The sequence below is a fragment of the Kitasatospora sp. CMC57 genome (assembly GCF_045866025.2).
In the GTDB taxonomy this organism is placed as follows: Bacteria; Actinomycetota; Actinomycetes; order Streptomycetales; family Streptomycetaceae; genus Kitasatospora.
On record NZ_AP035881.2, the window covers coordinates 1587369 to 1610507 of the forward strand.

Sequence of the window (23139 nt, forward strand, 5' to 3'; positions counted from 1 at the left end):
CCTCGGCAGGCCGGAGCCGCCGTCATAGCCGGATGACGACGAGTGCGGTGTCGTCGGTGGCACCGCCGGGTGGGAGCAGTTCGGTGAGGACGGTGTCGGCGAGGGTGTCGGGGTCCGCCGAGCGGTGCGTGGCGAGGACGTGCGCGAGGCGGTCCAGGCCGGTGTCGATGTCCTCGCGGCGGCGTTCAACCAGGCCGTCGGTGTAGAGGGCGAGCATGTCGCCCTCGGCGAATCGGGTGACGGCCTCGGGCCGTGTCTGGTGCTCGGGCCGGGCGCCGAGCGGCGGGTCGGTGGCCTGGTCGAGGAATTCGACGGTGCCGTCGCGGTGCAGCAGGGCAGGCGGGGGATGGCCGGCGCTGCTGTAGGTGAGGGTGCGGGTGCCGGAGTCGATGAAGGTTGTCGCGGCGGTGGTCGATTCGGCGCCCTCGACGGAACGGGCGTACAGCCCGAGGACTTCGAGGGCCTGAGCGGGGCCGGTGGCGACCCGGGAGGCGGCGCTGAGGGCACTGCGGAGCTGGCCCATCACGCCAGCGGCGACCAGGCCGTGGCCGACGACGTCGCCGACGGCGACCGCGACTCGGTCGCCCGGCAGTTCGACGAGGTCGTACCAGTCGCCGCAGACGTTGAGCGCGCCTACGGCGGGTCGGTACCGGACCGCGGCGTGGTGGCGCTCCAGCGGCCTGGGGGCGGGCAGCATCGCCTCCTGGAGCACGAGTGCGACCTCGCGTTCGCGGGCATGGGCTTCGCGCAGGCGTTCATTGACCTCCTGGAGTTCGCGGGCGCGGGTGTAGAGCTCGGCTTCCAGGACGCGGGCGCGGTTGCCCTCGGGCAGGCCGTGGGCGCGGATTAGCTGGGTGATCTCCTCGACGCGGTGGACGAGCAGAACCGTGCGGCCCTCGTCGTCGAGGACCGGGGCGTTGACCGGGCTCCAATACCGCTCCTCCCACTCACCGGGCCGGGTGGTGGACTCGACGTCGTAGCGCTGCAGGGCCATGGTGTCGCGCTCGCCGGACGCCAGAACCCTCCGCAGGGAGGCTTCCAGGTTGCGGGCCGCGGTGGCGGTGGGGTCGTTCGGGTTGTCGGGGAAGACATCGAAGAGGTACCGGCCGATGAGCTGCTCGCGGGTACGCCCGGACAGCCGCAGGAAGTCATCGTTGGCGTCGGCGTAGGCCAGGTCGGGGATGAGCAGTGCGACCATGCCGGGCAGGGCGTGGAACACTGCCCGGTAGTCGACTCCGGGGCCGGTCACAGCTTCGTCCCAGGCCCGGGTGTGGCGGCGCGGACGACGACGACCGGGCAGTGTGCGTGGTGGACGCAGTGCTGGCTGACCGACCCGAGCAGGGCCTCGGTGAACCCGCCGTACCCGCGGCTGCCCACGACGAGCAGCTGCGCGCCGTCGGCGGCCTTGAGAAGCGCCGCAGCGGGATGGTCCTGGACGACGTGCTCGCGGATCTCGACCTGCGGGTGCTCGGCGGCGGCCTCCGCGACGGCCTCGGCCAGGGCCCGGTCAGCGTTGCCCACGAAGTCGAAGGACGGCAGGACCGACGCGGTCCAGCCGTACCCGGCCGGGTACCGCCAGGCGAGCACGGCATCCACGGTGCCGCCGGTGAGCTCGGCCTGCCGGGCTGCCCACGCCAGCGCGGCCCTCGACGACGGCGAACCGTCCACTCCCACGAGGATCCGAGTCGATCGGCTGGCCTGCCCGCTCATCACTCGCCTCCGATGGCTGTGTGGTCTCCACCGTCACTGTCAATGATCGGCTCCAAGCTCCTGACGGGCCGCTCGGCGGCCCTGATGTCGCGCAATCGTCCGGGCTCACGATCGTCCGAGTCTGGCCTCGACCTGCTGCACGAAGCCCGCTCGGAGCTCTTCGGGCATCGTCAGGGACACCCGGACCTCCGCGGCGAGAGCGTTGCCAGTTAGCTCGGCCTCGGCGTAGCAGGCCACCTGCGCGTCCCGCAGCGGCTCCAGCAGCGCTTTCAGCCTTGCGGAGGTCTGTCGGCTCAGCTCGCCGACCACGCCGCCGCCGATGCGCACGACCACAATCGGGATCACGGACCGCGGTCCTGTGCGATCGACCAGTTCCAGTTGGGCGTAGGCGAACGCCCTTCCAGGGAAGTACGCCCGGTTCAGCAGTGGCACGAGCATGTCCATGTGCTCGGCCTCTCCGCTGACCTGGAACCACCGACTGGGCGGGAGGACCAGCTCACCGACAGGCCGGGGGACGATGGACACGATCCTCCCGGGTTCGGCCAGGTTGAGGGAGACGGACGCCACGAGTTCGTGCTGCTCCCTGCGCCACCACAGCCGCGCAGGGCACTGCGCCGTGTATCCCCAGCTCTCCACGGCCTTCAGTTCGGGTTGGTAGTCCGGGGCGTCCTCCTTCGGAATGTAGCCGACGAGACCGCCGTTGATGAGCACCTGGATGGCGTCTCGGTCGTCCGGGTTGCGCGGTTCGCGCCGGAGCTCGGCGACGAGTTGCTTCTCGCCCGCCGCCTCCGGACCGGAGATCCGCTCGAGCTGGTCACTGTGGTACGACTCGCCGACCAAGCCCTGACGGAAGTACCCCGCCGGGTGTAGTTGCCACGGTGTCCCGACCCGTTCGCGTGGCAGGGGTTCGGCGGGTATCACCGTGGACCGCGCCAGGCTGTTCGGCGGCGCCAGCTCGGGCGGGAGGACAGCGGAGGCCGAACCGATGGTGCCGAGCCGGCGGTGGAGAGAGTCGAATCCCGATCGCTGCCGTCGGGTGAGAGGGCGATAAGAGCCAACTCGCCCTGGTTTGTGTGATCGTGCCAGAGGACCAGAGGGGACTTGCCAGACAGAACTCCCTCCAGCGAGGCGGGGAGTCGGCGTTCGAAGCCTGCTGGCGGGGCCGTCCACGCGAATTCCGCAGGAGGTAGTCCGCCACCAGGTGGAGCAGATCAGGACCAAATGCGAGGAAGCGGCTCTTATCGCCCTCTGAGTCGTCGCGGAGTCAGACGACTGCGGCAGTCCAACCCTGACAGAACTGGCCAATCTGCGACTTGGCGGTCCGCAGTAACCCCACTGCTGCCTGGGGGCGGTTCCGCGCCTGGCGGCAACTATTGGGCGTCCGTGCCGTCCTTCCTGGCCACTGTCAAGCGGAACTCTCAAATAGACTGTCTCACTGCATTTGTGACGCATCGTCAGAACGTGTGGGGCTGGAGTGGGGCGAGCTACTGGTGGCTTGATCGTCAGCCTCTCTCAGAGGACGTCCTGCTTGAATGCGGGGTAGTTCATGGTTTGTGCCAGGTTATGGTGCTTTCGCCCGTTGCTCGCTTCGCGAGGTTCGAGATCATCGCGAGGCGGACCATGCTCTCGGAGTGCTCGGGCTTGGTCTCGTAGTCGCGGGCGAGCCGGCGGTGCATCATGATCCAGCCGAAGCTGCGCTCGACGACCCACCTGCGCGGTACGACTGAGAAGCCCTTGACCTGGGTGTTTCGGGGGACGACGTCGACGTCGATACCGAGCTTCGCTCCGTGCTCGATGGCCTGGGTCTTGTAGCCGGTGTCGACCCAGGCTTTGGTGATCGTGGGGTGTGATTCGGCAAGCCGGGTGAGGAGCTGCTTCCCGGCGTCGTCGTCGGAGACGCTCGCGGCGGTGACCATGACGAGCAGAAGGAGCCCGAGCGTGTCGACGACGATGCTGCGCTTGCGGCCGATGATCCTCTTGCCGGCATCGATGCCCTGGGTCTCGGTCGGCACGCTGGGCGCGGTTTTCACGCTCTGGGCGTCGATCACGCAAGCGGTCGGCTCGGGATCCCGGCCCTCCTTCTCGCGGACCAGGCGGTGCAGCCGGATGCCGACCTTCTCGATCGTGCCGTCCGCGGTCCACGCGCTGAAGTGCGAGAACACCGTGGTGTGGCTCCAGGGCGCCCGGGACTATGGCGACCCGGCCACCTGCCGGAGGACCGTCTTCGCCTGGCTGACCCGCTACAACACCCGCCGCCGGCACTCCGCCAACGGCCACCTCAGCCCCAACGAGTACGAACGACGCCACCACACCGCTAAGCTCACGCTCGCCGCCGTGACAACCAACCGCGTGTCCACCATCACGGGTGAAGGCCCGACGTCCCTGATGACGGCTTCAGCGGCCTCGGCGGGTGCGGCGAAGGTTTGTGTCATGGGGCTAACCGTATCGGAGACAGTGACGGCCGGATGAGGCCACCGGAGCGGCGAACCAGGCAGCAGTCGCGGTTTCGAGCGTCGGCGAGGCGACGTTACACGGATCCGCTCGATCCCAGCAGCGCGCAGCACGGCGGGCGATGAGCCTCCTATGCGATGCCCGGTTGCCGGTCCCGCCAGCAGCGACCTTCCCGGACTGGGCAGCCCAGGACCTCCTCGACATCCTCCACTCGGGCTCGGAGAGGATCATAGCCCTGGAACACCAGGTCTCGGTGCGGCAGACTAGTGACCATGAGTAGGTATGCCGTCGCCAAGCCGTACGCTCTCCCGGCGTCACTGGACCAGCTGGCCGGTCCTACGGTCGGAGCTGTCACGCTGCCACGGCACCTGGACTGGGGCCCGCCGTACACCTACGATCTCGGCGATCCGGCCGACCTCGTCCTGATGTACGAGAGGGTGATCCGCGAGGCCCAGTCGCCCGCCGACCTCCATGAACATCTGGATCGGAACACCCTGCTGCGGACCTGGGCGGAGCTGTTCCTACCCAGGGAACTACGCGCCCTGTGGCAGGCACGGTTTCCCGAGCTCGGCCCGCGCGCGGCAGCGGCGTAGTGGACGAGCAGCACCGGCGCTTGATCAAGATCGGCCTGGACGCCCTCGCCGAGAATTTCGGCTATGCCCTCGCCGGCGGCTATGCGGTGCAGGCGCACCGCATCGTGGACCGGCTCAGCGACGACGTCGACCTGTTCGCCCCCATCCACCGCGCGACGGATGAGATGCCGGCCGCCGTCGCAGCGGCCGTCGCCGCCTATGAAGCGGCCGGCTACGCGGTAGAGGTCGTGCAGCAGGTGCCGACCTACACACGCATGAACGTCACCGACCCGGTAACCGGCGTCCAGAACAAGGTCGAGCTGGTGGCGGAGTTCCTGCACCACCCGCCAGTGGCATCCGACCTCGGCCCGGTTCTGCACCGCGACGACGTCGCCGCCGGCAAGACCGGCGCGCTCTTCAGCCGCGCCGAGGTCCGCGACGCCATCGACGTCCACGGCCTCCTGCACGCCGGATACTCCCGCGAACGGCTCCTCGAACTCGCCGCTCAGAACGACGCCGGCTTCGACCACGCCATGTTCGCCGACGCACTGCGCCGCGTCGAACGCTACAGCGACAAACAGTTCGCCGCGTACGGCACCGAACCGCCTGCCGCCGCCGCGGTCAGGGCAGAGTTCGCCGACTGGCGCAGCCACCTCGACCAGGAGTAACCGCCTGCCCCGAGAGCTCGGGACAGCTCGTAGTTACGCAGCCACCAGCATCCCGTCATCGTCGTCCGGGAGAGTACGGAGCCGGCCTGCTTGCGCTGGGTCGAGTGCCCGAGCAAGGGCTTGGTCGGCGGAGTCCTTCCCTCCGCAACTGCGCCTGCCGGTCGGCCGTCAGCCAGGTCAGCCTCTATCGGCTGGACCGGCATCTGGTTGTTCGCACTCCGGTTCGCCAGGGGCCGGCGCGAGCTCCTGGGGAGCGTGCACCCCAGCCCCGGCCAGTGGGAACTGCACAACTACTCCACCGTCAGCGGTGAACATGACGACCTTGCCGACGGGGTCTTCGGAGTGGTCGGTTTCCACCGTCACCGTGACAACGCGGCCGTGATGGCGCCCGAGCGGTGCACCGCATTCGCCGCCGGCTGCTCGGCACTGACCGGCGTGGAGGCGATCGCCAACGCGGTGCCCACCTTCCGCACGCCGGGCGTCCGGCGCGCGCAGCGGACCGAGGTCGCTCTGGGTGCGCTGCTCGGCGTGATGCTGGTCGGCCTCGCGGTGCTCATCGGCCGTTTCCACCTCCAGCCGGTCGACGGGGTGACCGTGCTGGCCCAGCTCGCGGACGCCTCGCTCGGCCACGGCTGCGGCTTCTACCTGGTGCAGTGCGCCACCGTGGTGCTGCTGGCGCTGGCTGCCAACACCTCCTTCGGCGGGATGCCGGTGCTGCTGCACCTCCTGGCCCGTGACAACACCTGCCGCATGTCTTCGCGCTGCATGCCGACCGGCAGGTGCACCGGCACGGCGTGCTGTTCCTCGCGGCGATCTCCGCGGCGCTGCTGGTCGGCTCCGGCGGCGACGTGAACAGCCTGGTGCCGCTCTTCGCGATCGGTGTGTTCGTCGGCTTCACCATCTGCCAGGTCGGCATGGTTCGGCACTGGCGGCAGGAGCGCGGCCCGCGGTGGCGGGGCCGGGCGCTGCTGAACGGCTTCGGCGCCCTGCTCACCGGGACCGCCACGCTGGTCGTGGCGGGCACCAAGTTCGCCGAGGGCGCGTGGGGCATCTGCCTGGCCCTGCCGCTGCTGGTCCTGCTCTTCGAGGCGGTGCACCGCGCGTACGGGCGGATCGGTGAACGGCTGGAGCTCGGCCGGCTCCCGGAGCCCGTTGCGCCGCAGCCCTCGCTGGTCGTCGTTCCCGTTCACGCGATCACCCGCCTCACCCGGGATGCGCTGTGCGCGGCGGCCTCGCTAGGCGACGAGGTGCTGGCCGTGACCGTCGTCCACACCGCGCCCGACGAGGAGGACCTGCGAGCCGCAGAGGCCCTGCGCCGCGACTGGGAGCTGTGGCAGCCCGGCGTTCCGTTGGTCGAGGTCCCGGACGGCCACCGCCGTCTGGGGACGCCGCTGGCTGCCTTCGTCAACCGGCTGGCCACCGGACACAGCCGCGCCCGGATCTGGCAGCGGGCCCTGCAGAACCAGCGCGGCGCGGTCATCGTCCGCGCACTGCGCCGGGACACCGAGGCGGTCGTCTGCCGACTGCGGCTGCCCGTGCCCGGCAAGCAGAGGACGAAATGACCGAATTGCTCCACCTGGTGGAGTTCGGGGGCTGATATTGACGATTCCTTAACGGGGCCTCTTAGCGCCCTCGCATGGCCCCGCCTCGGTCACCTGGATGGCATATGACCTGCGGAAACTCGGCAACGGACGACGGCAGAAGCACGTCGGGGGCAGCTTTTCGGGCTGATTTCCTTAATGCTCGCGGCCCTACTCTCGCTTACGTGTTCAACGTGCCCCAGGCGCTCAAGCGCCTCGTGATCGGCCAGGCCATGCGCAGCGAGGAGCTGGGCGAGACGCTGCTCCCCAAGCGGCTGGCCCTGCCGATCTTCGCTTCCGACCCGCTGTCCTCCGTCGCCTACGCGACCGGCGAGATCCTGCTCGTCCTCACCGTGGGCGGCACCGCCTTCCTGTACCTGACGCCGTGGATCGCGGCGGCCGTGGTCGCCCTGATGGCGGTGGTGGTGCTGTCCTACCGGCAGGTGGTGCATGCCTACCCGTCCGGCGGCGGTTCGTACGAGGTGGTCTCCAAGAACCTCGGCGCCAACTCCGGCCTGGTGGTCGCGGCCTCGCTGCTGGTCGACTACGTGATGACGGTCGCGGTGTCGGTGGCGTCCGGCGTGGACAACATCATCTCCGCGTTCAACGGGCTCGCCGACTTCAGGGTCGTGCTGGCGGTCGCCTTCGTGGCGCTGCTGGCCGCGATGAACCTGCGCGGTGTACGGGAGTCCGGGAAGGCGTTCGCCGCTCCGACGTACCTGTTCATCGGCGGCATCCTGCTGATGGTGGTCACCGGGCTGATCCGGGTGGCCTTCGGCGACAACCCGCAGGCCCCGACGGCGGCGTTCGGGATCAACCCGGAGGACGGCAAGGACTCCCTGGCGGGCCTCGGGCTGTTGCTGCTCGGTCTGCGCGCCTTCGCCTCCGGCTGCACCGCGCTGACCGGCGTGGAGGCGATCTCCAACGGCGTGCCGGCCTTCCGCAAACCGAAGGCGAGGAACGCCGCGACCACTATGGCCGTCATGGGCATCACCGCCGTGGTGATGTTCGTCGGCGTCACCGTGCTGGCGATGACCTCGCACGTGCACTACGTCGACAACGCCTGCCAGCTCACCGGCATCGCCGGCGACTGCGCGAACTACACCCAGCAGACCGTGATCGCCCAGCTCGCCTCCACCTTCCTCGGCGGCGACAACAGCATCCTGTTCTACTTCATCCAGGCCGTGACCGCGCTGGTGCTGATCCTGGCCGCGAACACCGCGTTCAACGGCTTCCCGCTGCTGGCCTCGATCCTCGCCGAGCACCGCTACCTGCCCCGGCAGATGCACACCCGCGGCGACCGGCTGGCCTTCTCCAACGGGATCATCGCGCTCGCCGTGGTGGCCGGCGGTCTGCTGTGGTTCTACAGGGCGGACGTGACCAGCCTGATCCACCTGTACATCCTGGGCGTGTTCACCTCCTTCACGCTCTCCCAGATCGGCATGGTCCGGCACTGGAACCGCGCCCTGGCCACCGAGACCGACCCGGCGGTGCGCGGCGCTGCCCAGCGCTCCCGGGTGATCAACGCGCTCGGCGCCGTCACCACCGCACTGGTGCTGGTGATCGTGCTGATCACCAAGTTCACGCAAGGAGCGTGGCTGGCGGTGGTCGCGGCCGTGCTGCTGTGGCTGATGATGCGCGGCATCCGCCGGCACTACGACGCAGTCTCCGACGAGCTGGCGATCGAGGACCCGCGCGAGGAGGCCGTCAGGCCGTCCAAGGTGCACGGCGTGGTGCTGGTCTCCAAGCTGCACAAGGCCACCCTGCGGGCGCTCGGCTACGCCCAGGCGTTCCGCCCGGACACCCTGGAGGCACTCACAGTCGCTGTGGAGAAGGACTCCACGGACGAGCTGAAGGCTCAGTGGGACGCGTACGGGATCGAGGTGCCGCTGAAGGTGCTGGACTCGCCGTACCGGGAGATCACCAAGCCGGTGGTGCAGTACGTGCGCGAGTACCGGCGCTCGAGTCCGCGCGAGGCGGTCGCGGTGTTCATCCCCGAGTACGTGGTCGGCCACTGGTGGGAGCACCTGCTGCACAACCAGTCCGCGCTGTGGCTGAAGTCGCGGCTGCTGTTCACCCCCGGGGTGATGGTGATCAGCGTGCCCTGGCAGCTGGCCTCCGCGCCACACGCGGACCGACCGGCCCGCCGCGCCCCGGGCGCCATGCGTCGCGGCGAGCCCGCGCCGGTCAAGGACGTGCCCGAGCCGCAGAAGATCTGACCCGGTCCCCGATGCCCCGGACAGCGCCGCTGCCCGGGGCATCGGCACGTTTCGGCCAAGCCTCGGTCTCGGCCGAATGACGCCGGCGTCAAGGCGGCGTCAATGTTGCCTATCCACCCGTATGGAGGGCGTCAGGGAGCCGGGAACGGCACTGACCGGCTGGTTTGCTGCTCTCGCCGGTCCTTCACCGGCCCCGCCCGGAGCCTCCGGGGATCTCCGGCGGTGACAGCCCCCTTCGACCAGTTGGTGGAGCACCCATGCTCGATCTCGTCTTCGTCGGTGTCACGGTCGCCGTGTTCGCCGTCCTCGCCCTCATCGCGAAGGGGGTCGAGAAGCTGTGAGCGCCGAGAACATCGCAGGTCTCATCGTCGCCGTCGCACTCGTCGGCTACCTCGTCGTCGCGCTGATCTACCCGGAGAAGTTCTGATCATGAGCTCCACTCTTGCCGGGTGGCTGCAGGCCCTCGCCCTGGTCGGCGCGCTGGCCCTCTGTTACCGCCCCCTGGGCGACTACATCGCCCACCTCCTCACGTCCGCCAAGCACCTGAGAGTCGAGAAGGGCCTGTACAAGGTGGTCGGCGTAGACGGTGACGCCGACCAGCGCTGGCCCGTCTACCTGCGCTCGGTGCTTGCCTTCTCGGCCCTCTCGATCCTGTTCCTGTACGGGCTGATCCGCCTCCAGACGCACCTGTTCCTCTCCCTCGGCATGCCGGAGATGGCCCCGCACCAGGCGTGGAACACCGCGATCTCCTTCACCACCAACACCAACTGGCAGTCCTACTCCGGTGAGGCCGCACTCGGCCACCTGGTGCAGATGGCCGGCCTGGCGGTGCAGAACTTCGTCTCCGCCGCCGTCGGCATCGCCATCGTCGCCGCGCTGATCCGCGGCTTCACCCGCAACCGCACCGACCGCGTCGGCAACTTCTGGGTCGACCTCACCCGGATCGTGCTGCGCCTGCTGCTGCCGCTCTCGATCGTCTTCGCCCTCGTGCTGGTCGCCAACGGCGTGATCCAGAACTTCCACGGCTTCCACGACCTGGCGACCCTGGGCGGCGACACCCAGTCGATCCCGGGCGGCCCGGTGGCCTCGCAGGAGGTCATCAAGGAGCTGGGCACCAACGGCGGCGGCTTCTTCAACGCCAACTCCGCACACCCCTTCGAGAACCCGAACGGCTTCACCAACTGGCTGGAGATATTCCTGCTGCTGGTGATCTCCTTCTCGCTGCCCCGCACCTTCGGCAAGATGGTCGGCGACAACCGCCAGGGCTACGCGATCGTCGCCGTGATGGCGCTCTTCTGGGTCGCCTCGGCCGCGCTGATCACTTTTGCGGAGTCGCAGCACTCCGGCACCGCGTTGCAGGCGGCCGGCGGCGCGATGGAGGGCAAGGAGCAGCGGTTCGGCATCGCCGCCTCCAGCCTCTTCGCGGCGTCGACGACGCTGACCTCGACCGGTGCGGTCGACTCCTTCCACGACTCGTTCACGCCCTTCGGCGGCGGCATCACGATCTTCAACATGATGCTCGGCGAGATCGCGCCCGGCGGTACCGGCTCGGGCCTGTACGGCATGCTGATCCTGGCGATCGTCGCGGTCTTCGTGGCCGGTCTGATGGTCGGCCGCACCCCGGAGTACCTGGGCAAGAAGCTGGGCGGCCGGGAGATGAAGTTCGCCTCCCTCTACATCCTGACCACGCCCGCGCTGGTGCTGATCGGTACCGGTGTCGCGATGGCGCTGCCCGGCGAGCGGGCCGGGATGCTGAACTCCGGCTCCCACGGCTTCTCCGAGGTGCTGTACGCCTTCACCTCCGCCAGCAACAACAACGGGTCGGCGTTCGCGGGGATCACGGTGAACACCCCGTGGTACGACACCGCGCTGGGTCTGTGCATGGTGTTCGGCCGGTTCCTGCCGATGGTGTTCGTGCTGGCGCTGGCGGGCTCGCTCGCCCAGCAGCAGCCCGTGCCCGCCACCCCGGGCACTCTGCCCACCCACAAGCCGCTGTTCGTGGGCCTGCTGTCGGGCGTCGTCCTGATCGTCGTCGGCCTCACCTACTTCCCGGCCCTGGCTCTCGGGCCGATCGCGGAAGGTCTCCACTGATGTCCACCACCCTCAACCCCGCACCCGTTGAGCAGGGGCAGGCGCCCCACAGAGTCTCGGGCGGTCTGCTCGACCCGAAGCTGATCGCCAAGTCGCTCCCCGACGCGGTGAAGAAGCTCGACCCCCGGGTGATGGTCAAGAACCCGGTCATGTTCGTGGTCGAGGTCGGCTCGGTGGTCACCACGATCGCCGCTATCGCCGACCCGTCCGTCTTCGGCTGGGCCATCACCGTCTGGCTGTGGCTCACCACGATCTTCGCCAACCTGGCCGAGGCCGTCGCCGAGGGCCGGGGCAAGGCCCAGGCGGACACTCTCCGCAAGACCAAGACCGACACCATGGCCCGGCGCCTCCTCGACTGGCCGAAAGGCCAGGCCGAGGAGGAGGTCCCCGGCACCGCGCTGCGCCTCGGCGACCACGTCGTGGTCGAGGCCGGGCAGGTCATCCCGGGCGACGGTGACGTCGTCGAGGGCGTCGCCTCGGTGGACGAGTCGGCGATCACGGGTGAGTCCGCGCCAGTGATCCGCGAGTCGGGCGGTGACCGCTCGGCTGTGACCGGTGGCACCAAGGTGCTGTCCGACCGGATCGTGGTGAAGATCGCCTCGGAGCCCGGCAAGTCGTTCATCGACCGGATGATCGCCCTGGTCGAGGGCGCCGCCCGGCAGAAGACGCCGAACGAGATCGCGCTCAACATCCTGCTGGCCTCGCTGACGATCGTCTTCCTGGTCGCGGTGGTCACCCTGCAGCCGATGGCGACCTACGCGGGCGCCCCGCAGTCGATGATCGTGCTGGTCGCGCTGATCGTCGCGCTGATCCCGACCACGATCGGGGCGCTGCTGTCGGCGATCGGCATCGCGGGTATGGACCGGCTGGTCCAGCGCAACGTACTGGCGATGTCGGGCCGTGCGGTCGAGGCCGCCGGTGACGTCAACACGCTGCTGCTCGACAAGACCGGCACCATCACGCTCGGCAACCGCCAGGCCGCCGAGTTCCAGCCCGCCCAGGGCGTCACGGTGGCTGAGCTGGCGGACGCCGCGCAGCTCTCCTCGCTCGCCGACGAGACGCCCGAGGGCCGCTCGATCGTGGTCCTGGCGAAGACCGGGTACGGTCTGCGGGCCCGTGCGCAGGGCGAGTTGGCGCACGCCACCTGGGTGCCGTTCACCGCGCAGACCCGCATGTCGGGTGTCGACCTCGTGGAGGCCGACGGTCTGCACCAGGTCCGCAAGGGCGCGGCCGGATCCGTCTCCAACTGGGTCACCGAGAACGGCGGTTCGGTCGGCGCGGACATCGCCACCCTGGTCGACGGCATCTCCGCCGCCGGTGGCACCCCGCTGGTGGTCGCCACCAAGGTGGCCGCCGCCCCGGCCAAGGTCCTCGGGGTCATCCACCTCAAGGACGTGGTCAAGGAGGGCATGCGCGAGCGCTTCGCGGAGCTGCGCCGCATGGGGATCAAGACCATCATGATCACGGGCGACAACCCGTTGACGGCCAAGGCGATCGCGGACGAGGCGGGCGTGGACGACTTCCTCGCCGAGGCCACGCCCGAGGACAAGATGGCTCTGATCAAGAAGGAGCAGGAGGGCGGAAAGCTCGTCGCGATGACCGGCGACGGCACCAACGACGCCCCCGCGCTCGCCCAGGCCGACGTGGGCGTGGCGATGAACACGGGCACCATGGCGGCCAAGGAGGCCGGCAACATGGTGGACCTGGACTCCAACCCCACCAAGCTGATCGAGATCGTCGAGATCGGCAAGCAGCTCCTGATCACCCGCGGCGCCCTGACCACGTTCTCGATCGCCAACGACGTCGCCAAGTACTTCGCGATCATCCCCGCGATGTTCGCCGGCGTGTACCCGGGCCTGCGGCACCTGAACATCATGAGCCTGCACAGCCCGCAGTCGGCGATCACCTCGGCGATCATCTTCAACGCGCTGGTCATCATCGGCCTGATCCCGCTCGCTCTGCGCGGTGTCAAGTACCGGCCGGCAGACGCCGGTTCGCTGCTGGCGCGGAACATCGCGGTCTACGGATTCGGCGGACTGGTCGTGCCGTTCGTCGGCATCAAGGTGATCGACCTGATCGTGCAGTTCATCCCCGGCCTGAGCTGAGAGAAGCAGAGATGTCCAAGCCCCTGCCCGCCATCGTGCGCACGCACGTCACCGCGCTGCGGATGCTGCTGGTGATGACCGTCATCCTCGGCCTCGCCTACCCGCTGCTGGTCACCGGCATCAGCCAGCTCGCGTTCGCCGACAAGGCCAACGGCTCGATCGTGAAGTCCGACGGCAAGGAGATCGGCTCCAGCCTGCTCGGCCAGAACTACAACCTCCCGAAGAAGGATCCGAACAACGCCGACGAGGAGGCCCAGCCGGACCCGAAGTTCTTCCAGCCTCGCTTCTCCGCCGGCTCCTACGACCCGAAGGCCTCCGGTGCCTCCAACCTCGGCCCGAACGACGAGAAGCTGACCCAGGCCGTCGAGGACCGCCGCGCCGCGATCGCCGCCTTCGACGGCGTCGGCCCGGCGAGCGTCCCGGTGGACGCGGTCACCGCCTCCGGTTCCGGCCTCGACCCGCACATCTCCGTCGCCTACGCGAAGGAACAGGTGGGCCGGGTCGCCAAGGCCCGCGGCCTCACCGCCGACACGCTGAACACGCTCATCGACAAGTACACCGAAGGCCGCCCGCTCGGCTTCCTCGGCCAGCAGGGCGTCAACGTCGTCCTGCTGAACAAGGCGATCAGCGAGCAGAAGTGACGGTGTTCGGCGGAGCCGAGGCGACGCCTCGGACGACCGGCTGGTGACAGGCCGACCCGGGCGAGGGAAGTGAATCCCGCGCCCGGGTCGGCCTGCCTTCGGCACCCAGCCGGCACCCGCCCACCGGAACAACACAATCCGCGCAGATGCTGTCGCTGACAGCCTCCTCCCCGGCCGCTTTCGTACGGAAAGAGCAGCGCCCATGTCCCGTGACCTCACCCCCGGCACCACCACGCGCCGCGGGCAGTTGAGGGTCTACCTCGGTTCGGCCCCCGGCGTCGGAAAGACTTACCGGATGCTCGACGAGGCGCACAGACGGCTCGACCGGGGCGCGGACGTGGTCGTCGGATACATCGAGTGCCACAGCCGACGGCACACCGAGAACATGCTGCAGGGCCTGGAGACCGTGCCGCGCCTGACCCGGACCTATCGGGACAGCGACTTCCAGGAGATGGACCTCGACGCGATCCTCGCTCGCCGCCCGCAGGTCGCCCTCGTGGACGAGCTCGCGCACACCAACATCCCCGGCGGACGCAACGCCAAGCGCTGGCAGGACGTCGAGGAACTCCTCGCAGCCGGGATCGACATCGTCACCACCGTCAACGTCCAGCACCTCGAGTCACTCAACGACGTCGTCCAGAAGATCACCGGCATCCCGCAGCGCGAGACCGTTCCCGACGAGGTCGTCCGCCGCGCCGACCAGATCGAACTGGTCGACATGGCTCCCCAGGCCCTGCGCCGCCGGATGGCCCACGGCAACGTCTACAAGGCGGAGAAGGTGGACGCCGCGCTCTCCAACTACTTCCGCGTCGGGAACCTCACCGCGCTGCGCGAACTCGCCCTGTTGTGGGTGGCCGGCCGGGTCGACGAGGGCCTGCGCGACTACCGCGCCACCCACAACATCGACCGCGTCTGGGAGACTCGCGAACGCGTCGTGGTCGCCCTCACCGGCGGCCCCGAGGGCGAAACGCTGATCCGCCGCGCGGCTCGCATCGCCGACCGCACCGCCGGCGGCGAACTGCTCGCCGTCCACATCAGCCGCAGCGACGGCCTCGCGGGCGCCTCCCCAGGCGCCCTCGCCGAACAGCGGCAACTGGCCGAGACCCTCGGCGGCATCTACCACGTCGTGGTCGGCGACGACGTCCCGACCGCACTGCTGGCCTTCGCCCGCGCCCACGACGCCACCCAGCTGGTCCTGGGCACGAGCCGCCGTGGGCGGCTGAACCGCTTCCTCACCGGACCCGGCACCGGCCAGACCACCGTGGACGGATCCGAGGACATCGATGTCCACATGGTCACCCACGAGTTCACCGGCCGCGGCCGGCTCCCCTCCCTCGGACGGCGCCACTCCCGGCGGCGCACCGTCGCGGGAATCCTCGCCGGCCTGGCGGTGCCCGCGGTCCTGACGGTGGTGCTCTCGCACTTTCACAGCCAGGTCAACCTGACAACGGACGCGCTCATCTTCCAACTGGGAGTCGTCGGTGTGGCGTTGCTCGGCGGGGCGACCTCCGCACTGCTGGCGTCGCTGGTCGCCTCGCTGCTGCTCAACTACTACTTCATCCCGCCGGTCCACACCTTCACCATCGGTGAACCCAACAACGTCATCGCGCTGTTGGTGTTCGCGGTGGTCGCGCTGACGGTCTCCACGGTGGTCGACCGCGCCGCCCGGCTCACCCAACGGGCCGCCCGCGCGACCGCCGAGGCCGAGACACTGTCCACGCTGGCCGGGAGCGTCCTGCGGGGCGCGGACGCGCTGCCCGAACTGCTGGACAAGACCCGCACCGCCTTCGCACTGGACTCGGTCGCCCTGCTCGACCGCGTGAGCGGTGAGGCGCTGGGCCGCAGCGACGCCGAGGGCGAAGCGGCTCCGGATCGCACGGTCACCGAACTGCCGGCAGGTGCAGGCGCGCTGCTCGTCCTGGCCGGTCGCCGCCTGCCCGCCGCCGACCAGCGCGTGCTCACCGCCTTCGCCGCGCACATCGCCGCCGCGCTGGAACGCGACCGTCTGGCCACCGCCGCCGCCGAGGTCGAGCCGATCAAGGCCGCAGACCGGATGCGCACCGCGCTCCTCGCCGCCGTCAGCCACGACCTGCGCACCCCGCTCGCCGTCGCCCTCGCCTCGGTCGGCTCGCTGCGCAGCCCCGACGTCGAGTTCTCGCCCGAGGACCAGGCCGAACTCCTCACCACCGCCGACGAATCCCTGGTCAAGCTCACCCGGCTGGTGGACAACCTGCTCGACATGAGCCGCCTGCAAGCCGGCGCCCTCACCCTGCACCTCGAACCCACCCACCTGGACGAGGTCCTGCCCCGCGCCCTCGACTCCCTGCTCGACACGTACGCGCCGGTCCAGCCGCTCGACCTCGACACCACGCCGCCCGTGCTCGCCGACCCGCCGCTGCTGGAGCGGGTCCTGGCCAACGTCATCACCAACGCGCTGCGGTACAACGCACCCGGCGCGCCCGTCCTGGTCGCCGCCAGCCACCACCTCGACCGGGTCGAGATCCGGGTGATCGACCGCGGCCCCGGCATCCCGGCCGAGGACCGCGACCGGGTCTTCCTGCCGTTCCAGCGCCTCGGCGACACCGACAACACCACCGGCGTCGGTCTCGGCCTCGCCCTCTCCCGTGGCCTCGCCGAGGCGATGGGCGGCGCCCTGGACGTCGAGGACACCCCGGGCGGCGGCACCACGATGCTGCTCACCCTGCCTGCGGCCGAACTGTCCGACGCCGACCTGAGCATGGACGACCTGGCGGTGGACGAGAACGGAGGGCCGGGAGAGTGAAGCAGATTCTGGTCGTGGACGACGAACCACGGATGCTGCGCGCGCTGAAGATCAACCTGCACGCCCGTCGCTATTCGGTGCTCACTGCGGCGACCGGGGCCGAGGCCCTGGAAGTGGCCGGCCGCACGCCGCCGGACGCGGTGCTGCTCGATCTCGGCCTGCCCGACTTCGACGGCATGGACATCATCCGCGGGCTGCGTGCCTGGAGCGCCGTGCCCATCATCGTCCTGTCCGGCCGTACCGACGCTCACGAGAAGGTGCAGTCCCTGGACGCGGGCGCCGACGACTACCTGACCAAGCCGTTCGTCATGGACGAACTGCTCGCCCGCCTACGGGCCGTCATGCGCCGGCCCGCAGTAGAGCCCGCCGTACCGCGGTTCACAGTCGGCGCCCACACCGTCGACCTCGCCGCCGCCGTCGTCACCGGCCCGGACGGCCCGGTGCGGCTCACACCCACCGAGTGGAAGATCATGCGGCTGTTGCTGGCCAGCCCGGGGCGGCTGGTACCCGGCAAGCAGATGCTGCGCGAGGTCTGGGGCCCGGACGCGGAGAACCACGGCAACTACCTGCGGGTCTACCTCGCCGGCCTGCGGCGCAAGCTCGAACCCGACCCCAGCCGCCCCCGTCACCTGATCACCGAACCCGGCATCGGCTACCGCTTCGAACCGTAACGGGCTGGAAAGTTCGGCATAGAGGGCACGAAGGGCCTGGGGCTGTTCGGGGCCCACAGCCGCCACGAGGCGGCGCATGGCCGTGGCGCGGGCATACCCGGTCAGGTGTGGGTGCCGGCGACGTCGCGTACGGCCTCGGCGACGGCCGCGAAGTCGTTCTTGAGGATCGTGTCGTGGTTGCTCGCGACCTTCGCGCTGATCTTGATGTTCGGATTCCGTTCAGTCACGGCCTGGAGGCTCGCGCGGATCCGCTCCTGTTCGTCGCCCTTGCTGCCGAGGGACGACCCCGACGCGACCACGTACCGCGCCGGGACCGCGATGGCATCGAGGGCTGGGCCCATCGCGCTCGCGCGCGATCCTTCCGAGTTCGATGTTGCACTCGGTCATCTCGCCGACGGCCATCCTCGGGGTCAGGCCGTCGGGCGCATCAGCGGCATCAGCGGGCGGAACCGGTTGAACTGCTTGCGGATCTCATCAGCCTCGGCGACCCTGTGCCCTGCTGTTCCTGGACAGGTCCCGCGCTGAAACGTGCGCCCGCTCACAGGCTGGCCATGGATTAGCCCTAGCGCGTCAGGGCGTCGAGGTGGGGGTGCGCGCGATCTTCGTGGACGGCGACCGCGAGCAGGTGCTTGGCGCGGGTGGCTGCGACGAAGGTGGTCAGTGCCCAACTGCGGGCCGCACACTCGGCGCAAACAGCCACGACGGCCTCCAGCGGGCGGCCCAGAGCTGGTAGCGCAGCCAGCCACGAGGCCCGGCTGGCGGATACGGAGAGTGACCTCGGGCGGCTGATGTTCCGGGTCATTGTCAGGCCGCAGCCGAGCGCGGAGGCACGTGGGCGTATCGGCAGGGCCTCTTGATCTCGTCGCCGAGCCGCACGATGCCCAGGCGGTCGCCGCTCAGGCCTTCGGGCCGTTCCGGGATCATGCTCAGTCCGAAGGCGAGCGTTCTGCCGTACCGGTGGTGTCGTGCGAGGGCGCGGAGCGGGTGGGCTCCGCGGCGCTCGCCCGTCTCCTGGTCGAGGGTGATCACCACGCAGCGGCCGCACAGTTCGGCGGTGCGGAAGACCACGTCGCCCACCTTGACCCTGTGTCAGGTGTCCTCCTCCCACGGCTCGGTGCCGACGACGAGGTTGGGGCGGAAGCGGCTCATCGGCAGTCGGCCGGCCTGCGGCTCTGTCGTCGGGTGATCCTGGGTGTGGTGGTGGTTGAGTGCGGCCAGTAAGGCGGTGGTGGTCAGGTGCACCGGGTGACCGTCGACCATGCTGATGGTGGCGTGGGGTGGTCCTTCGTCGGGATGGATCATGCGGCTGGTGGCGGGGGCGGCCAGGTGCAGCAGGCGGGCGTCGCCGAGGCGCTCGCGGAACCACGCCTGGACTTCCTTCGGGTCGGTGGTGGAGGTGTGCGGTACCGCGCCGGGTACGGCGGGGCGGCTCGCTGCCGCCGGGCGGTGGGCGCCCGGCGGCAGCGAGCCGCCTTCGGCCCTGTGGCGGGCCGGTTGATCACGCCGTTGCCGGCGGTGTGTCAGACGGACGTAGTCGCGCCGACGCGGTCAAGGAAAGGCGGTCACGCGGGCTGCACGCAGTACAGGGCGGTAGAGGCGGTATCGGCGTCGGTGCCGGGGGCTCCGGTGATCCGGATCCGGGCCTGCTCGCCCGCGAGCAGGGTGAGCAGGCCTTGGTCTGCGACCGCCTCGGGTGCCAGTCGGTCGGCCTGCAGGAGCAGGTCGCGGACCAGGGTGTGGGCGGTGACGACGACATCGAGGGCCGCTTCGTCGTCGGCGGCCGGCTCGATGGTCACGTCGAACTCGGGCTGCCCGTAGTCGAATTCCTTGTCGGGCACCGCGAAGTGGACCGCGCGCAGGTCGTCGGCGTCAGCGGTCATGAACTCCTTGGTCGAGCCGGCGGCCGGGGTCAGCGCGTTGGGTACGGGCAGGCGCAGCACCGAGCGGGCTTCGACGGTCACCGGGATGTCGGTGGTCGTGGTGGTGGTGCCGTCGGCGGAGACCCTGCGCAGGGTGACGACGGTGTTCCAGGGCTGGGCCGCCTGGTTGGCGAGGGCGAGGGTGGGGGTGGCGTCGTCGTTGGGCTGGATGGTGAGGAGTCGGTCGGCGTAGACGCGGCGCAGTTCGTACCAGAGGGGCTTGAGGCGGCCGTCGCCGTCGATGGCGGCCCAGGAGGAGACGGGCCAGCAGTCGTTGAGCTGCCAGACGACGGTGCCCGCGCAGCGGGGCCAGTGGGAGCGCCAGTGTTCGATGCCGGCGGCGACGGCTCGGGCCTGGACGACCTGGGTGAGGTAGTGCCAGCGGTCGAAGTCGGCGGGCGGGGCGAAGTGTCGTTCGATGCCGCGGTTGAGCTTGCCGTTGCCGTCTTCGGCCTTCTGGTGGTGGAGCATGCCGGGTGAGTCGGCGGTGAGTTCCTCGGTGGGCAGGGCGCGGCGCAGGGTGGCGTGGGCGGGTGGGGCCTGCCAGCCGAACTCGGCGACGAAGCGGGGGACGGTGGCGCGGTACTCGGCGTAGTCCTGGCGGTTCCAGACCTCCCAGGAGTGGTGGGTGCCGTGGTCGACGTGGTTGGGGTGGTGGTCCCAGCTGCCGGACCAGGGGCTGCCGGCCGTGTAGGGGCGAGTGGGGTCGAGTTCGGCGACGATGCGCGGCAACATGCCGAGGTAGTAGCCCTCGCCCCAGGAGTCGGTGGCGAGGTCCTGCTCCCAGTCCCAGTCGCGGAAGCCCCAGAGGTTCTCGTTGTTGCCGTTCCACAGCACGAGGGAGGGGTGGGGCATGAGGCGGGCGACGTTCTCCCGGGCCTCGGCCTCGATCTCGCTACGCAGGGGCTGCTCCTCGGGGTAGGCGGCGCAGGCGAACAGGAAGTCCTGCCAGACCATCAGGCCGAGTTCGTCGCAGGCGTCGTAGAACGCCTCGTCCTCGTAGATGCCGCCGCCCCAGATCCGCACGAGGTCGATGTTGGCCTCGGCGGCGCGGGTGAGGCGCTGCCGGTAGCGTTCGGGCGTGACCCGGGTGACCAGGGTGTCGTCGGGGATCCAGTTGACGCCGCGGACGAAGAGGCGAACGCCGTTGACGACCAGGGTGAAGCCGGTGCCGTGTTCGTCGGCGGAGGTGTCGAGTTCAACGGTGCGGAAGCCTATGCGGCGCTGCCAGGTGTCGAGGGGGCCCTGTGCGTCGGCGAGGGTGACGTCGAGTTCGTGGAGGGCTTGGTCGCCGTAGCCGCGCGGCCACCAGAGGGTGGCGTCGGGAACCTCCAGGACGAGGACGGCGGCGTCCTGGCCGGCCGGGACCATGACCGTGGCGGTGTGCTCGCCGATGGTGGCGGTGGCGGTGAGTTCGCGGCTCGCGCCGGTGGCGGTGCGCTCGAGGTCGAGGTGGAGTTCCACGGTGCCGGTGGCGCCATTGACAGTGGTGTGGGGGCGGACGCGGGCCAGTCGGGCGGTGGACCACCGCTCGATCCGGGCGGGGCGCCAGATGCCGGCGGTGGGCAGGGTCGGGCCCCAGTCCCAGCCGAAGCTGCTGGCCATCTTGCGGATGTACTGGAACGGCTCCGGGTAGACGTTGGGGCGGTCGCCGACCAGGGCCCGCACGCGCTCGGCCTCCCGGTAGGCGCTGGTGAAGTGGACCGCCAGCTCGCCGGTCAGGCCGGTGGCGTCGAAGCGGTAACTGCGGTGCATGTTGCGGGTGTTGCCGAGTTCCGTGCCGCCGTAGGTGATGGTGGCGGCGGTGTCGAGCCCGTCGAAGACCAGGTCGGTGCGCTCGTGGCGGGTGTCGTGGGCGGGCAGGTCGAGGGTGTAGGTCCAGTCCTGGCGGCCGACCCAGGCGACCTTGGTCTCGTTGTCCTCCAGGAACGGGTCGGGGATGAGGCCGGCGGTCAGCAGGTCGGTGTGGACGCAGCCGGGCACGACGGCGGGCAGCTGGTCTCCCGCGTGGTGCAGGGTCCAGCCCTGGTCGAGCTGGGTGACGTCCTTCATCGTGCGGCTCCATTCGCTGAGGGCGGTTCCGGGGGTTGGCGGAGCAACGGTAGCCCGTCAGTTCCCACCTGTCTATAAACCGGTTAGGTTGAGATCAGAGGGCTCACTAAACGCGAACCGTCCTGATGGATACAGTCTTTGCTCGATACCTGGCGCGCCAGCCCCCGGGTCAGAGCCAGTCGGCCAGGCCTTAATCTTTACCGGTTCACTGCAGACGGTCGGCCCGCTCTGCTGTCGGGTGGCGGGCGCGGCGGGGGTCACTGGCTGAGTCTGCGCTGGGACTGGGCCCACCTCTTGTTGAGGTCGGCGAAGTAGCCGGCCTGGTCACCCGGAGCCGTGCCGCGGGCGATGTCGACCAGCTTTCGGCGGTAGTCGGGTGAGCCGAGCCCGATCCGCGCGTCCTTGTCGATCTCGCTCACCAGGGCGGCCTTGTCCTGGGTCTGCGTCATGATGCGCACTCCGCGTTCGTCGAACGCCTTGAGGGCGGGAGGCAGCGGGGTGCCCTTGACCGTGGAGATGGCCTGTTCGTCCTGGGCGCTGCCGGACATGGTCAGGTACCAGTCGATCCAGGCCCGTGCGGCTGCCTTGTTCTTGGAGTGCGCGCTGACCGCGTACTTGTAGTCGGGCTGGACGACCGTGCAGAAGTGGGCCTTGTACAGGGCGGGGAAGGGCATGTAGGCGATGTCGTCGGGGCTGCGGCCGGCGGCCTTGGCGGCCTTCTGCATCTGCGGGATCGCCCAGGAGCCGAGGAACATCGCCCCGATCTTCCCGGTGCCCATCAGGGTCTTGGAGCTCTCCCAGTCGGTGGCGACGGGGTCGGGTTCGGTCAGCTGCTCACGGACGGCGCTGTAGAGAAGGCTGTCGATGGCGTGGAGGTCCCTGCCGGGGCTCCAGGGGTCCGGGGTGGCGGCCAAGGCGTCTCGGGCCGAGTTCTCGCAGCTCGGGCCGCCGATGTGGTCGGACCACTGCCGCAGCGGCCAGCCGTCGTGGTAGTTGGTGTAGTAGGGGATGGCCTGGGTCTTCGCCTTGATGGCCTTGAGGGCGTCGATGAACTGCCGGGGGTCCCGGGGCCACTCGGTGATGCCCGCCTGGTCCCAGACGGCCTTGTTGTAGACGAAGCCGGTGGCTATGCCGATGTTCGCCAGGCCGTACACCTGGTGATCCACCGTGGCGTACTCGGTGAAGTCGAAGGTCTGGGTGAGCTCGTCCGCGAAGCCGAGGGGGGCGAAGTAGGTCGCATACCGGCCGAGGGTCATGCTGTTGGGGATCAGCAGCACGTCGCCGTAGCTGGTGCTGTCCAGCCGGACGCCGATCTCGCCTTCGTAGTCGGCGAGGGCCTCGAACCGGACCCTGACATCGGGGTGCGCCTTGTGGAAACGGTCCGCGTACTTCTTCAGCGTTCCGTCCGAGAGCTGATCGGTGCGGTTGGTCAGGACCGTGATCTCGCCGGAGACCCGCGTGTCGCCTCCGTCCGGGGGCGGGCCGCTGTCGTCCAGGATCCCGCAGGCCGTCAGCAGCATCGCCGTCGCGGCCACGGCGGCCACCCATCCTCTGCGCATTCGCTCGTCCTTCGCGCTGGTCGTCGGAAACATCGGTGCGGACCGCCGGCACATCAGGCAGGACTACGACGGTGCCGGGCACGGCGGCTGCAGGCCGGTGCGCAGCGGGTGGGGCGTGA

General features: G+C 69.7%; 18 protein-coding genes and 2 pseudogenes. 10 read left to right on the top strand and 10 right to left on the bottom strand.

The window, feature by feature from the left end:
* Positions 1-22: 22 nt before the first annotated feature.
* From ACKUU6_RS07320 to ACKUU6_RS07335, 4 genes and pseudogenes are all read right to left on the bottom strand, one after another.
* Complete coding sequence (locus tag ACKUU6_RS07320) at positions 23-1198, bottom strand: PP2C family protein-serine/threonine phosphatase (protein ID WP_407992057.1); 1176 nt, start codon at positions 1196-1198, stop codon at positions 23-25.
* Between the two features lie 47 nt (positions 1199-1245).
* Positions 1246-1710: a universal stress protein gene (locus tag ACKUU6_RS07325; protein WP_407987645.1), complete on the bottom strand. Its 465-nt coding sequence runs from the start codon at positions 1708-1710 to the stop codon at positions 1246-1248.
* Positions 1711-1815: 105 nt separating this feature from the next.
* On the bottom strand, positions 1816-2550 hold the full coding sequence (locus ACKUU6_RS07330) for a hypothetical protein (protein ID WP_407987646.1): 735 nt from the start codon (positions 2548-2550) through the stop codon (positions 1816-1818).
* A 704-nt stretch (positions 2551-3254) separates the two neighbouring features.
* Positions 3255-3881: pseudogene (locus ACKUU6_RS07335) on the bottom strand (IS5 family transposase); the annotation flags it as partial.
* A gap of 552 nt (positions 3882-4433) precedes the next feature.
* On the opposite strand from ACKUU6_RS07335, the gene ACKUU6_RS07340 reads away from it, so the two are divergent.
* The 10 genes and pseudogenes from ACKUU6_RS07340 to ACKUU6_RS07385 all read left to right on the top strand — a co-directional run bounded on the left by ACKUU6_RS07340 (position 4434) and on the right by ACKUU6_RS07385 (position 17490).
* Positions 4434-4754: a hypothetical protein gene (locus tag ACKUU6_RS07340; protein ID WP_407987647.1), complete on the top strand. Its 321-nt coding sequence runs from the start codon at positions 4434-4436 to the stop codon at positions 4752-4754.
* Positions 4754-5401, top strand: coding sequence for a nucleotidyl transferase AbiEii/AbiGii toxin family protein (locus ACKUU6_RS07345; protein WP_407987648.1), 648 nt, complete (start codon positions 4754-4756; stop codon positions 5399-5401). The genes ACKUU6_RS07340 and ACKUU6_RS07345 overlap by 1 nt, the downstream gene beginning before the upstream one ends.
* Before the next feature lie 402 nt (positions 5402-5803).
* Positions 5804-6963 (top strand): annotated as a pseudogene (locus ACKUU6_RS07350) (APC family permease); the annotation flags it as partial.
* A gap of 203 nt (positions 6964-7166) precedes the next feature.
* Complete coding sequence (locus tag ACKUU6_RS07355; RefSeq protein ID WP_407987649.1) at positions 7167-9200, top strand: APC family permease; 2034 nt, start codon at positions 7167-7169, stop codon at positions 9198-9200.
* A 337-nt stretch (positions 9201-9537) separates the two neighbouring features.
* Positions 9538-9627, top strand: coding sequence for a K(+)-transporting ATPase subunit F (kdpF, locus tag ACKUU6_RS07360; protein ID WP_097237446.1), 90 nt, complete (start codon positions 9538-9540; stop codon positions 9625-9627).
* A gap of 2 nt (positions 9628-9629) precedes the next feature.
* Positions 9630-11291 carry a potassium-transporting ATPase subunit KdpA gene (gene kdpA / locus ACKUU6_RS07365; RefSeq protein ID WP_407987650.1) on the top strand — a complete coding sequence of 554 codons (1662 nt, stop codon included), beginning with the start codon at positions 9630-9632 and terminating at the stop codon, positions 11289-11291.
* The gene (gene kdpB, locus ACKUU6_RS07370; protein ID WP_407987651.1) at positions 11291-13396 is read left to right on the top strand and encodes a potassium-transporting ATPase subunit KdpB; all 2106 of its coding nucleotides are present in this window, start codon (positions 11291-11293) and stop codon (positions 13394-13396) included. The genes kdpA and kdpB overlap by 1 nt, the downstream gene beginning before the upstream one ends.
* An 11-nt stretch (positions 13397-13407) precedes the next feature.
* Positions 13408-14037 carry a potassium-transporting ATPase subunit KdpC gene (gene kdpC, locus ACKUU6_RS07375; RefSeq protein WP_407987652.1) on the top strand — a complete coding sequence of 210 codons (630 nt, stop codon included), beginning with the start codon at positions 13408-13410 and terminating at the stop codon, positions 14035-14037.
* Positions 14038-14239: 202 nt separating this feature from the next.
* Positions 14240-16819 carry an ATP-binding protein gene (locus ACKUU6_RS07380; protein ID WP_407987653.1) on the top strand — a complete coding sequence of 860 codons (2580 nt, stop codon included), beginning with the start codon at positions 14240-14242 and terminating at the stop codon, positions 16817-16819.
* Positions 16816-17490: a response regulator gene (locus ACKUU6_RS07385; RefSeq protein ID WP_407987654.1), complete on the top strand. Its 675-nt coding sequence runs from the start codon at positions 16816-16818 to the stop codon at positions 17488-17490. Before ACKUU6_RS07380 ends, ACKUU6_RS07385 begins: the two co-directional genes overlap by 4 nt.
* Positions 17491-17591: 101 nt before the next feature.
* Here ACKUU6_RS07385 and ACKUU6_RS07390 read toward each other — a convergent pair whose 3' ends face one another.
* The 6 genes from ACKUU6_RS07390 to ACKUU6_RS07415 form a co-directional block, all read right to left on the bottom strand.
* Positions 17592-17831, bottom strand: a complete 240-nt coding sequence (locus tag ACKUU6_RS07390) for a hypothetical protein (RefSeq protein ID WP_407987655.1) — start codon at positions 17829-17831, stop codon at positions 17592-17594.
* 221 nt (positions 17832-18052) lie between these two features.
* Positions 18053-18190, bottom strand: coding sequence for a hypothetical protein (locus ACKUU6_RS07395; RefSeq protein ID WP_407987656.1), 138 nt, complete (start codon positions 18188-18190; stop codon positions 18053-18055).
* Positions 18191-18294: 104 nt separating this feature from the next.
* Positions 18295-18567, bottom strand: coding sequence for a hypothetical protein (locus ACKUU6_RS07400; RefSeq protein ID WP_407987657.1), 273 nt, complete (start codon positions 18565-18567; stop codon positions 18295-18297).
* A 12-nt stretch (positions 18568-18579) separates the two neighbouring features.
* Positions 18580-18792, bottom strand: a complete 213-nt coding sequence (locus tag ACKUU6_RS07405) for a hypothetical protein (protein ID WP_407987658.1) — start codon at positions 18790-18792, stop codon at positions 18580-18582.
* A 260-nt stretch (positions 18793-19052) separates the two neighbouring features.
* A complete protein-coding gene (locus tag ACKUU6_RS07410) occupies positions 19053-21461 on the bottom strand; it encodes a glycoside hydrolase family 2 protein (RefSeq protein ID WP_407987659.1) in 2409 nt (802 codons plus the stop codon).
* Between the two features lie 257 nt (positions 21462-21718).
* Positions 21719-23020 carry an ABC transporter substrate-binding protein gene (locus ACKUU6_RS07415; RefSeq protein ID WP_407987660.1) on the bottom strand — a complete coding sequence of 434 codons (1302 nt, stop codon included), beginning with the start codon at positions 23018-23020 and terminating at the stop codon, positions 21719-21721.
* Positions 23021-23139: the final 119 nt, after the last annotated feature.

What these genes read in the sequence shown, in the direction of transcription:
- ACKUU6_RS07415 (WP_407987660.1), bottom strand. Translation starts at nt 23,020, where the DNA reads ATGCGCAGAGGATGGGTGGCCGCCGTGGCCGCGACGGCGATGCTGCTG.
- kdpC (WP_407987652.1), top strand. Translation starts at nt 13,408, where the DNA reads ATGTCCAAGCCCCTGCCCGCCATCGTGCGCACGCACGTCACCGCGCTG.
- ACKUU6_RS07320 (WP_407992057.1), bottom strand. Translation starts at nt 1,198, where the DNA reads ATGGTCGCACTGCTCATCCCCGACCTGGCCTACGCCGACGCCAACGAT.
- kdpA (WP_407987650.1), top strand. Translation starts at nt 9,630, where the DNA reads ATGAGCTCCACTCTTGCCGGGTGGCTGCAGGCCCTCGCCCTGGTCGGC.
- ACKUU6_RS07340 (WP_407987647.1), top strand. Translation starts at nt 4,434, where the DNA reads ATGAGTAGGTATGCCGTCGCCAAGCCGTACGCTCTCCCGGCGTCACTG.
- kdpB (WP_407987651.1), top strand. Translation starts at nt 11,291, where the DNA reads ATGTCCACCACCCTCAACCCCGCACCCGTTGAGCAGGGGCAGGCGCCC.
- ACKUU6_RS07410 (WP_407987659.1), bottom strand. Translation starts at nt 21,461, where the DNA reads ATGAAGGACGTCACCCAGCTCGACCAGGGCTGGACCCTGCACCACGCG.
- ACKUU6_RS07405 (WP_407987658.1), bottom strand. Translation starts at nt 18,792, where the DNA reads ATGATCCATCCCGACGAAGGACCACCCCACGCCACCATCAGCATGGTC.
- ACKUU6_RS07325 (WP_407987645.1), bottom strand. Translation starts at nt 1,710, where the DNA reads ATGAGCGGGCAGGCCAGCCGATCGACTCGGATCCTCGTGGGAGTGGAC.
- ACKUU6_RS07390 (WP_407987655.1), bottom strand. Translation starts at nt 17,831, where the DNA reads ATGGGCCCAGCCCTCGATGCCATCGCGGTCCCGGCGCGGTACGTGGTC.
- ACKUU6_RS07380 (WP_407987653.1), top strand. Translation starts at nt 14,240, where the DNA reads ATGTCCCGTGACCTCACCCCCGGCACCACCACGCGCCGCGGGCAGTTG.